Annotated in this window: 11 protein-coding genes and 1 pseudogene; 6 read left to right on the forward strand and 6 right to left on the reverse strand. The window is 73.3% G+C overall.

Annotated elements, in window-relative coordinates; genetic code table 11:
* From J1C73_RS15375 to J1C73_RS15400, 6 genes are all read left to right on the forward strand, one after another.
* A partial coding sequence (locus J1C73_RS15375; protein WP_207316868.1) for an ADP-ribosylglycohydrolase family protein occupies positions 1-904 on the forward strand: 904 nt, incomplete at its 5' end.
* Positions 831-2033 (forward strand): ADP-ribosylglycohydrolase family protein, encoded by a 1203-nt coding sequence (locus J1C73_RS15380; RefSeq protein ID WP_207316869.1) that lies wholly within the window; start codon positions 831-833, stop codon positions 2031-2033. The genes J1C73_RS15375 and J1C73_RS15380, both read left to right, overlap by 74 nt.
* Positions 2030-3412, forward strand: coding sequence for an ADP-ribosylglycohydrolase family protein (locus J1C73_RS15385; protein WP_207316870.1), 1383 nt, complete (start codon positions 2030-2032; stop codon positions 3410-3412). Before J1C73_RS15380 ends, J1C73_RS15385 begins: the two co-directional genes overlap by 4 nt.
* The gene (gene rbsK, locus J1C73_RS15390) at positions 3409-4293 is read left to right on the forward strand and encodes a ribokinase (RefSeq protein ID WP_207316871.1); all 885 of its coding nucleotides are present in this window, start codon (positions 3409-3411) and stop codon (positions 4291-4293) included. Before J1C73_RS15385 ends, rbsK begins: the two co-directional genes overlap by 4 nt.
* Positions 4290-5489, forward strand: a complete 1200-nt coding sequence (locus tag J1C73_RS15395) for a CaiB/BaiF CoA transferase family protein (RefSeq protein ID WP_207316872.1) — start codon at positions 4290-4292, stop codon at positions 5487-5489. The genes rbsK and J1C73_RS15395 overlap by 4 nt, the downstream gene beginning before the upstream one ends.
* Entirely contained in the window at positions 5486-6307 is an 822-nt protein-coding gene (locus tag J1C73_RS15400; RefSeq protein WP_207316873.1) for an HpcH/HpaI aldolase/citrate lyase family protein, read from the forward strand. Before J1C73_RS15395 ends, J1C73_RS15400 begins: the two co-directional genes overlap by 4 nt.
* A 165-nt stretch (positions 6308-6472) precedes the next feature.
* On the opposite strand, the gene lgt is transcribed toward J1C73_RS15400, so the two are convergent.
* The 6 genes and pseudogenes from lgt to J1C73_RS15425 all read right to left on the reverse strand — a co-directional run.
* Positions 6473-7540, reverse strand: a complete 1068-nt coding sequence (lgt, locus tag J1C73_RS15405; RefSeq protein ID WP_207316874.1) for a prolipoprotein diacylglyceryl transferase — start codon at positions 7538-7540, stop codon at positions 6473-6475.
* Positions 7541-7638: 98 nt separating this feature from the next.
* Positions 7639-8466: a thioredoxin domain-containing protein gene (locus J1C73_RS15410; RefSeq protein ID WP_123469466.1), complete on the reverse strand. Its 828-nt coding sequence runs from the start codon at positions 8464-8466 to the stop codon at positions 7639-7641.
* Between the two features lie 75 nt (positions 8467-8541).
* The gene (gene trpA, locus J1C73_RS15415; RefSeq protein ID WP_123469886.1) at positions 8542-9354 is read right to left on the reverse strand and encodes a tryptophan synthase subunit alpha; all 813 of its coding nucleotides are present in this window, start codon (positions 9352-9354) and stop codon (positions 8542-8544) included.
* Positions 9351-10637: a tryptophan synthase subunit beta gene (gene trpB / locus J1C73_RS15420; protein WP_124283823.1), complete on the reverse strand. Its 1287-nt coding sequence runs from the start codon at positions 10635-10637 to the stop codon at positions 9351-9353. Before trpB ends, trpA begins: the two co-directional genes overlap by 4 nt.
* 137 nt (positions 10638-10774) lie before the next feature.
* A complete protein-coding gene (gene trpM / locus J1C73_RS34905; RefSeq protein WP_241200166.1) occupies positions 10775-10951 on the reverse strand; it encodes a tryptophan biosynthesis modulator TrpM in 177 nt (58 codons plus the stop codon).
* Positions 10952-10998: 47 nt separating this feature from the next.
* Positions 10999-11123, reverse strand: a pseudogene (locus tag J1C73_RS15425) (indole-3-glycerol-phosphate synthase TrpC); the annotation flags it as partial.

An 11123-nucleotide genomic window follows, 5' to 3' on the forward strand; every position in this document is an offset into this window, starting at 1 on the left:
GCGGGCCGCGGTGGACGTCGCCTGGAACGCGCTGGCCGCCGAGGTCGCCGCGGCCGCCGCCCGGGCACCCGAGGTCGAGTCGGCGGTCCTGCCGCTGCGGGCCCGGATCTCGGTCCGGGCCGGGCTCGGCAATCTGGCCGCCGGGCTGCGCCCGCCCGCCACCGGCCACGACAACCCGCACTACTTCGACGACGCGGCGTGTGTGCGGGCCGCCGTACTGGCCGTCGTCCACCCCGGCGACCCCGCGGCGGCGGCCGACCTCGCCGAGTTCGACGCGCGCTACACCCAGGACGGCGACGGGGTGCACGGGGCGCGGGCGATGGCCGCCGCGATCGCCGAGGCGCTCGGCGGGGCGGACGTGGACACGGCGGTGAACGCCGCGCTGGCGCAGCTCCCCGAGGGCACCGAGATCGCCCGCAACGCCGCCCACGCGGTCCGGATCGCCCGCGACTTCGCCGGTGAGAAGGCCGGCGCCTTCGCCCTCGTACCGGTGCTGGAGCATCAGATCGTCGACCACGTCTACAGCTACGGGATCGCCGCGGCCGAGACCGTCCCGGTCGCCCTCGCCCTGGCCACCGCGGCCCGCGGCGAGATCGCTCAGGCCGTACCGTCCGCGGCCTGCCTGTCCCGGGTCGCCGATTCGGCGCCGGCCCTGGCCGGTGCGCTGACGGGTGCGCTCGGCTCCATCAGATCCGTGCCCGACGGCTGGCGTGAGGCCTGCCGCACTCTGGCGGGGTGCGCGCTGCCCCGTTTCGCGGGCACGGACCTGATGGAACTCGCCGGGCTGCTGGCAGACACGGAACCGGCACCTTGGGGTGGACAATTCGGACATGACATCCACAGCGCCCCCGGCGCCCACGAGGTCCGCACCGCCCACGACGCCCACGGCGCTCACACTCGATGAACGGATCGCGGGCGCGCTCGTCGGCGCCGCCGTCGGCGACGCGCTCGGCGGTCCGGTCGAGGGCCGGCCCCCCGAGCAGATCGTGGCCCGCCACGGCGGACGGATCACCGGCGTCGTCGGCCCCTGGGACGGCGACGACTGGCGCACCGCCCGCCCCATCGCCCCGTACCACAAGGGCGACGGGCACGTCACCGACGACACCTTGATGACCCATGCGCTGGTCCGGGTGTACGGGAAGGTGCGCGGCCATCTCGACGCGTACTCCGTCGCCGACCACCTCGTACCGGAGCTGATCTCCAGCCCCCGCTGGATTCCGGAACTGGAGGCCGAGGCGCTGCCGCTCCAGCGGATCTTCCTCGCGGAGAAATGGATCGTCGCCCGGCTGCACTACGGCCATGTGGACCCGCGCGAGGCGGGCTCGGGCAACATCGTCAACTGCGGGGCGGCGATGTACATGGCGCCGGTCGGCCTGGTGAACGCGGCCCATCCGCAGGCCGCCTACGCCGAGGCGCTGGACGTCGCGGGCGCCCACCAGTCGTCGTACGGGAGGGAGGCGGCCGGAGTCTTCGCGGCCGCCGTCGCCGCGGCCTGCGCGCCGGGGGCGACGCCCGCCTCGGTCGTCGCGGCCTGTCTGTCGCTCGCCAAGGACGGCACCCAGGCCGCCATCGAGGCGGTGTGCGAAACGGCAGCCGGTTACCGGGACTTCGAGTCCGCCCTGGCCCCGCTGCGCGAGGCCGTCGCCCCCTTCGACACCGTGGGCCCCGACTACCGCGCCCCCTCGCTCGGCGCCCGGCGCCCCTCCCGGCTGCATGCCGTCGAGGAACTCCCCGTCGCACTCGGCATGCTGCTCGTCGGGGACGGGGACTACCGGCGCACGGTCCTGGGCTCGGTCAACTACGGGCGGGACTGCGACTCGATCGCCACCATGAGCGGCGCCATCGCGGGCGCGCTGCACGGCGAAGGAGCGATCCCCGCCGACTGGGTGAGCACGGTCGCCGGGGCCAGCCGCCTCGACCTGCACGCCCCGGCCCGGACCCTGGCGGAGGTCGCCCGCGAGGTGTTCGCACACGACACGGCCCGCCGCCGCGCCCACGAGAGCGCCTTCGCCGCGCTGACGGACACGCCGTGAACACGAGGGTTCGGGCCACCTGGGTGCAGCCGGAGGACCTGGTCGGGCACGAGCTGCGGCAGGCCGCCGAGGACGGGCGCGACGCCCGGGACATCGAGCGCCGGTGGTACGAGGCCGGCGGGTCGCCCGCCCCGGACCGCGCGGGCGCCTCCGAGCCCCCCGCGCCGCCGGAACTGCGCGCGGTCGCCGAGCGCCTGCTGGACGAACTCGCCCTGCTGGAATCGCCGTTGGCCGACGACGAGCCGACCGGCCTGGACGCGATCCGGGCCGCCTGCCCGCACTGGCCGCGCCCCCGCACGGGCCCGGCCGCTGTGGGCCGCGACCGGCTGCACGCGGCCTGGCTGGGGCGCGCCGCCGGCTGTCTGCTGGGCAAGCCGGTGGAGAAGCTGCCGCTGGAGGGCATCCGCGCACTGGCCCGCGCCACCGGGAACTGGCCGCTCTCCACCTGGTTCACCGCCAAGGGGCTGCCCCCGGCCCTGTCGGCCACGTATCCCTGGAACCGGCGCTCCGCGACCACCTCGCTCGCCGAGAACATCGACGGGATGCCGGAGGACGACGATCTCAACTACCCGCTGCTGACCGTGGTGTTGCTCCAGCGTTACGGCCGGTCGTTCACCACCGCCGACCTCGCCCGCCTCTGGCTGGACGAGCTTCCGGCGGGCCGGACGTTCACCGCCGAGCGGGTCGCGTACCGCAATCTGCTCGACGGCGTCGAGCCGCCGGACACCGCTCTGCACCGCAATCCGTTCCGGGAGTGGATCGGGGCGCAGATCCGCGCCGATGTGCACGGCTGGACGCATCCCGGCGACCCGGGCGCGGCAGCGGAACAGGCCCACCGGGACGCGGTCCTCACGCACAGCGGGAACGGGGTGTACGGCGCGATGTTCACCGCGGCGGCGCTCGCCGAGGCGGCCGGCGGCGAGGCCGGTGTGCACGGCTGCCTGGCCGCCGGGCTCCGGGTCGTACCAGCGCGTTCGCGGTTCGCACAGGCGGTCCGGGACGGTGTCGCGGCGGCCCGCGGCGCGTCCGGCTTCGACAGCGTCGTGGACCGGCTCCACGACACGTACGGCCGGTACCACTGGGTGCATGTGCTGCCCAACGCGGCGCTGCTCGCCGCCGCGCTCACGCACGCCGACGGTGATTTCACCGGATCGATCTGCCGTGCGGTGTCCGGCGGCTGGGACACCGACTCCAACGGGGCGACCGCCGGTTCGCTCGCCGGGCTGCTGGCCGGGCGGCCCGAGGCGCTGCCCGACCGGTGGACCACCCCGCTGAAGAACCGTCTCGCCACGTCCGTCCCCGGTTTCGACTCGGTCGGCTTCGACACCCTCGCCGACCTGACCCACCGGCTCACCCATCAGGAGGCACTCCGCCCATGACCGGTATCGCGGTGCTCGGCAGCACCAATATGGATCTTGTGGCCTACGTCGACCGGGCTCCGGAGCGCGGACAGACCGTCACCGGACGCGAGTTCCGCACCGTGCCCGGCGGCAAGGGGGCCAACCAGGCCGTCGCCGCCGCCCGTGCGGGCGGTGACGTGATGATGATCGGTGCGGTCGGCAACGACGAGTACGGTGTCCGGCTGCGGGAGAACCTGGAGCACTCGGGCGTCGACACCGATCTGCTGCACACCGCCGAGGGGCCCAGCGGTACGGCGCACATCGTGGTGGACGCCAAGGGCTCCAACGCGATCGTGGTCATCCCCGGCGCGAACGGCGCCGTCACCGCGCTCGGTCCGGGCGAGATCGCCGCCATCGCCGGTGCCGATCTGCTGCTGCTCCAGCTGGAGCTGCCGCTGTCCGCCGTGATCGAGGGGGCGCGGGCCGGTCATGCCCAGGGGGTACGGATTCTCCTCACCCCGTCCCCCGTGCAGCAGCTGCCCGACGAACTCCTGGACTGCGTCGACCTGCTGATCCCCAATGAGCACGAGGCGGCCGAGCTGTCCGGGCACTTTGAACCGCACGCGGCGGCGGAGGTGCTGCTCGGCCAGGTGCCCGCGGTCGTCATCACGCTCGGCGCGAAGGGGTGCCTGTACGCGGCCCGGGGCAGCACGGCCGTCCACTTCCCCGCCCCCGACGTCACCGCCGTCGACACCACCGGCGCCGGGGACACCTTCGCCGGCGCGCTCGCGGTGGCGATCGGCGAGGGCCGGCCGGTGCCGCAGGCCATCGCCTGGGCCTCCTCGGCCGCCGCGCTCTGCGTACAGAAGCACGGCGCCTCCACCTCCATGCCGTACCGCAGCGAAATCGACGCCGCGTGACCGGGCCGGCGGCAGCGCCGCTGACCGGGCTCCGGGTCATCGATCTCGCCACGCTCTTCGCGGGCCCCCTGTGCGCCACCATGCTCGGCGACTACGGCGCCGAGGTGATCAAGGTCGAGCATCCCGGCCGGCCCGATCCGTCCCGGGGCCACGGCCCCACGAAGGACGGCATCGGGCTGTGGTGGAAACTGCTCGGCCGCAACAAGCGCACCATGACCCTCGATCTGTCCGGGCCCGGCGGCCGCGACATCCTGCTGCGGCTCGCCGCCGACACCGATGTGATCATCGAGAACTTCCGGCCGGGCACGCTGGAGCGGTGGGGGCTGGGCTGGGAGGAACTGCACGCCGTCAACCCCCGGCTGGTACTGGCCCGGGTCACCGGCTTCGGCCAGTTCGGCCCGTACGCCCACCGGCCCGGCTTCGGCACGCTCGCGGAGGCGATGAGCGGATTCGCGGCGATCACCGGGGAGCCGGACGGGCCGCCGACGCTGCCGCCGTTCGGTCTGGCCGACTCGATCGCGGCGATCGCCACGGCGTTCGCGGTGATGACCGCGCTCGCCGGGCGGGAACGCACCGGTGAGGGGCAGGTCGTCGACCTGGCGATCATCGAACCGATCCTGACCGTGCTCGGCCCGCAGCCGCTCTGGTACGACCAGCTCGGCTACGTCCAGCCGCGCACCGGCAACCGCTCGCGCAACAACGCCCCGCGCAACACCTACCGCACCTCGGACGGGCAGTGGGTGGCCGTCTCCACCTCCGCGCAGTCCATCGCCGAGCGGGTGATGCGCCTGGTGGGACGGGCGGAGCTGATCGACGAGCCGTGGTTCGGCTCCGGCACCACACGCGCCGACCACTGCGAGGAGCTCGACGAGGCGGTCGGCAACTGGATCGCCCGGCACACCCGGGACGACGCGATCTCCGCGTTCGAGAAGGCGGAGGCGGCCATCGCGCCCATCCATGACATCCGCGACGTGATGGAGGACCCGCAGTACCGGGCGCTGGACTCCATCACCGAGGTCGACGACCCCGAGCTGGGCCCGCTGCGGATGCAGAACGTCCTGTTCCGGCTCTCCGGCACCCCGGGGGCGATCCGCTGGGCGGGCCGGCCGCACGGGGCGGACACCGAGGAGATCCTCACCGGGCTGGGCCTGACCGGCCCGGAGATCTCGGCGCTGCGGGCGGAGCGGGTCCTGTGACCCCGGCGATCCCCCTCACCTGGCTGTACGTCCCCGGGGACCGGCCGGACGTGGTGCGCAAGGCGCGTGACTCGGGGGCGGACGTGGTGATCGTGGATCTGGAGGACGCGGTCGCCCCGGACCGCAAGGAGTACGCACGGGCGGCCGCCGTGGAGCTCCTCTCCGAACCCGCCGGCACGGTGCCGGTCCACGTCCGGGTCCACACCGAGGCCGATGTCCTGGCCCTGGCCGGGCTGCCGGGCCTCGGCGAACTGCGGCTGCCGAAGATCACGCACGCGGCCTCCGTCCATCACATCGCGGCCCTGGCCCCCGGGGTCGCGCTCTGTCCGCTGCTGGAGTCGGCGCTCGGCATCGAGCACGCGTACTCGGTGGCCGCCGCCCACCCCCAGGTGCGGTCCATCGCCCTGGGCGAGGCGGATCTCCGGGCCGATCTGGGGGTACGGGACGATACGGGGCTCGACTGGTCACGCAGCCGGGCGGTGGTCGCGGCGCGGGCGGCCGGGCTGGCCCCGCCCACCCAGTCGGTGTTCCCGGACGTCCGGGACCTGGACGGCCTGTGGGCGTCCTGCGCCCATGGGCGGGCGCTGGGGTTTCTCGGCCGTGCGGCGATCCACCCCCGGCAGCTGCCGGTGATCGAGCGGGCGTTCCGGCCGACGCCGCGGGAGATCGAGGCGGCTCAGGAGATCGTCGAGGCGGCCCGGACGGAGGCGGGTGCGCTGGCCCTGCCGGACGGCCGCTTCGTGGACGCGGCGGTGGTGGCCTCGGCCCACCGCACGCTTGCCCTGGCCGGGCGGACGGCGGTGCCCGGCCGGCGCTGACCGGACCGCGCCCCGGCGGGCGCGCGGATCAGGTGCGGCCGGCGGAGAATCCAGCCCGTCCGGCGATTGAGGACACCCCCGCGACGGTGGCCGTGGCGCACATGGACGAGCGAGGGGCCGCCGAATGGTCCGGCGGCCCCTCGCTCGTCGATGTGTGTGCCGGCGTCAGCCCTTGGCCGTCTCCGCCGCACCGCTCGTCTTCGACGCCGACGCATCGGCCTCAACGGCGGCGTCACCGGAATCGTCCCCGGGCTCCGCGTCACCGGCTTCCGCGTCCTCGGCCTTCCCGTCGCCGGACTTCGCGTCGCCGGACTTCGCGTCGCCGGACTTCGTGTCCTCGGACTTCGCGTCCTCGGACTTCGCGTCACCGGCCTCCGCGTCCTCGACGCCTCCGGCGTCCACCGCGTCCACCGCGTCCACCGCTTCCGGCTCGACGACCTCCTCGCGCCCCGGCCGCACCTTCGCCGAGATCACGATGTAGATCACCGCGAGCACGAACACGATCAGCGCGGTCCATACGTTCAGGCGCAGGCCCAGGATGTGGTGGGCCTCGTCGACGCGCATGTACTCGATCCACGCGCGGCCGGCGCAGTAGGACGCGACGTACAGCGCGAACGCCCGCCCGTGCCCGAGCTTGAACCGGCGGTCCGCCCAGATCACGAGGAGCGCCACACCGATGCACCACAGCGACTCGTACAGGAACGTCGGGTGGTACGTGCCCGCCACCCGGTTGGGGCCCTCGCTGATCTTCAGCGCCCAGGGGAGGTCGGTCGCCCGGCCGTACAGCTCCTGGTTGAACCAGTTGCCCCAGCGGCCGCAGGCCTGGGCCACGGCGATGCCGGGGGCGAGCGCGTCGGCCCAGGCGGGCAGCGGGATCCCGCGGCGGCGGCAGCCGATCCAGGCACCGACCGCGCCGAGCGCGATCGCACCCCAGATCCCGAGGCCGCCCTGCCAGATCTTGAAGGCGTCGACCCAGTCCTCACCGTCGCTGAAGTACAGCTGGTAGTCGGTGATGACGTGGTAGAGCCTCCCGCCGACAAGGCCGAAGGGCACGGCCCAGACGGCGATGTCGGCAACAGTGCCGGCTCTGCCCCCTCGGGCGACCCAGCGCTTGTTGCCGAGCCAGACGGCGACAAAGACACCGATGATGATGCAGAACGCGTAGCCGCGAAGCGGGATCGGGCCGAGATCGATCACGCCGGTCGACGGGCTGGGAATGTAGGCAAGGTCCATGGCAGGGTCGACGCTACCTTGTCGGGCGGGAGGTACGGCAACCCGCCCGACAACGTCTGGGTAACGAGCCGGTCATCGATTCCCCAGGTGTCCGCCCTTCAGGAGCCCGAAGGGGCGGGTGTGACCGTGCCCGTCCGCTTGCCCTTGTTGGCCTCGGCGACCCACTTCTTCAGGTTGGCCACGGTGATGGGTTCGTTCCCCTTCTTGGGGAAGATCGACTCACCGTTGAGCAGCGCCGTCGGCGTGCCCTGGAAGCCGCCGTTCTGGAAGGCGGTGTTGGATTTCTGGACCCAGCTGTCGTGCGTGCCGTCCTCGACACAGCTGCGGAAGGCGGGGGTGTCGAGCCCGTCGACCTTCTTGGACAGGTCGATCAGCTTGCTGTTGTCGCCGAAGGCGTCGTCGGCCTCCTGCGGCTGATTGCGGTACAGGACGTCGTGGTACGCGGAGAACTTGCCCGCGTCCTGGGCGCAGGCCGCCGCGTTGGCGGCCTTGAGGGAGCCGCTGCCGCCGAGATTGCCGTCGATCAGCGTGGCGAGGTGGTACTCGACCTTGAGCTGCCCGCTCTGCTCCAACTGGTGGATCGTGTCCCTGAACGCGTTCTCGAACTGGGCGCAGACCGGGCAGCGGAAGTCCTCCCAGATCGTGAGCGTGGACGGGGCGTCGTCCGCTCCCACCTGGATGGCCAGGCTGTCCTTGCCGGTCGCGCCCGACGGCGCGACGGCGGGACCCGATGCCTTGTTCTTGCTGCCCTTGCCGCCGCTGTTCGCGGCGATCACGCCGACGACGGCGGCCAGCGCAAGGACACCCACCACGGCGGTGGAGACGATCAGCGTGCGGCGGCGGCGCTCTCGCGCCTTCATCTGCTCACGCTGCTGGTTCAGCCGGTCTCGCGCGGCCCTTTTTCCCTCTTGGTTCTTCTCGCTCACACCGCAGCAACGAACCGGGGAGGCACTCTCGTGCCTCCCCGGTCCCAGGTCCACCCATTCGGGTTACGCCCGGTGTCAGCGCTTTCGAACACCTTCGGCCAGATCGGCCGCCAGTGAGCGGACGGCCGCCAGGCCGGCCTCCTCGTCGGGAGCGTCCAGCATCCGCTTGACGAAGGCGGAGCCGACGATGACGCCGTCGGCGAAGCCTGCGACCTCCGCGGCCTGGTCGGCGTTCGAGACGCCGAGGCCGACGCAGACCGGGATGTCGGTGGTGGCGCGGGTGCGCCTCACCAGCTCCTGGGCCTGTTCGCCGACCGAGACGCGGGTGCCGGTGACCCCCATCAGCGAAGCGGCGTAGACGAAGCCGGATCCGGCCGCCGTGATGGTGGCCAGGCGCTCGTCCTTGCTGCTGGGCGCGACGACGAAGACGGTCGCGAGACCGTGCTTGCCGGCGTGCTCGCGCCACAGGGCGGACTCCTGGACGGGCAGGTCGGGCAGGATGCACCCGGCGCCGCCCGCCTCGGCGAGTTCGGCGGTGAAGCGCTCGACGCCGTACCGGTCGATCGGGTTCCAGTACGTCATGACCAGGATCGGGATGCCGGTCGCCTCGTGCGCCTCGCGGACCGTGCGCATCACGTCGGCGATCTTCACGCCGCCCCGCAGCGCGATGTCGTCGGCGGTCTGGATGACCGGGCCGTCGAGCACCGGGTCGCTGTGCGGCAGGCCCACCTCGACGATGTCGGCGCCGCCGGCGGCCACCGCCTTGATGGCCGCGATACCGCCGTCGACGGTCGGGAAGCCGGCCGGCAGGTAGGCGATCAGCGCTGCCCGGTCCTCGGCCCGGGCGGCGGCGAGGGTGGTGTTCAACAGCTCGATGTTGCCGCTCACTTGACGTCCCCCTCGATCTCGGCGCTGCTGCCGGCCGCGTCCGCCTCGACGGTCGCGTCGGCGTCGTACAGCCCGAAGTACCGAGCCGCCGTGTCCATGTCCTTGTCGCCGCGGCCGGACAGGTTGACCAGGATCAGGCCGTCCTTGCCGAGCTCCTTGCCGACCTCCAGCGCGCCGGCCAGCGCGTGTGCGCTCTCGATGGCCGGGATGATCCCCTCGGTGCGCGAGAGCAGCCGCAGCGACTGCATGGCCGCGTCGTCGGTGACCGCGCGGTACTCGCCGCGGCCGATGTCCTTCAGGTACGCGTGCTCCGGGCCGATGCCCGGGTAGTCCAGACCGGCCGAGATGGAGTAGGGCTCGGTGATCTGGCCCTCCTCGTCCTGGAGGACGTAGCTGCGCGAGCCGTGCAGGATGCCGGGCTCGCCCGCGGTCAGGGTCGCCGCGTGCTCGCCGGTCTCCACCCCGTGTCCGGCGGGCTCGCAGCCGATGAGGCGGACGCCCGCGTCCGGGATGAAGGCGTGGAAGAGGCCGATGGCGTTGGAGCCGCCGCCGACGCAGGCGACCGCGGCGTCCGGCAGCCGGCCGGCCCGCTCCAGGATCTGCCGCCTGGCCTCCACGCCGATGACGCGGTGGAAGTCGCGGACCATGGCGGGGAAGGGGTGCGGGCCCGCGACCGTACCGAAGAGGTAGTGCGTGCGGTCCACGTTGGCGACCCAGTCGCGGAACGCCTCGTTGATGGCGTCCTTGAGGGTGCGGGAGCCGGACTTCACGGCGATGACCTCGGCGCCGAGCATCCGCATCCGCGCCACGTTCAGCGCCTGCCGCTGGGTGTCGATCTCGCCCATGTAGATGGTGCATTCGAGGCCGAAGAGGGCGCAGGCGGTCGCGGTGGCGACGCCGTGCTGGCCGGCCCCGGTCTCGGCGATGACCCGGGTCTTGCCCATCCGCCTGGTGAGCAGCGCCTGGCCCAGCACGTTGTTGATCTTGTGCGAACCGGTGTGGTTGAGGTCCTCGCGCTTGAGGAAGATCCGGGCGCCGCCGGCGTGCTCGGCGAAGCGCGGCACCTCGGTCAGGGCGCTGGGGCGGCCGGTGTAGTTGACCATGAGCTCGTTGAGCTCGGCGGCGAAGGCCGGGTCGGCCTTCGCCTTGTCGTACTCGACGGCGACCTCGTCCACGGCGGCGACGAGCGCCTCCGGGATGAACTTTCCGCCGTACGCACCGAAGTACCCCTCGGCGCTGGGGATCAGACCCTCCGGGTCCGGAATGAAGAAGTCGGACGACATCTCGACGTGCTCCTCGACATGGCAATGGGTGGGTTCACCGTATTGCGCCGTGAGCGGAGCGCCGCCGCGGCCTGGCCGGGCGGTGCGGTCGTGCGGTTCCGCCGGGTGCGGCGGTGGGTGCGACGGCCGGGGCTCGCTTACTGCGCGGACCCCGTGCGCCATCGCATGCCGTTGACCTGGCCGGGCTCGTCGCCGATCACGTACCGCACCCGCCGGCCGTGCACACGGCGCGCGGGGGCGCGGCAGCCGCGGGGGCGGCAGCCGCGCGCCAGCGGCGCGTGCGGGTCCCGGCCGGTGGCCCCGGCGGGGCGCAGGCCCGGCCGGACACGGGAGGCGGAACGGTCGGCGGACAAGGGTGCGGTCAGCCCCGTCCGTGCCGGAGCGCCGGGTGGGCGCCCGCGGCGACCAGGTCGGCGACGGCCCCCCGCGGGTCGCGGCCGGTGACCAGCGACTCGCCGACCAGCACGGCGTCCGCGCCGGCGTTGG

It is taken from the genome of Streptomyces laculatispora (assembly GCF_017353455.1).
In the GTDB taxonomy this organism is placed as follows: Bacteria; Actinomycetota; Actinomycetes; order Streptomycetales; family Streptomycetaceae; genus Streptomyces; species Streptomyces laculatispora.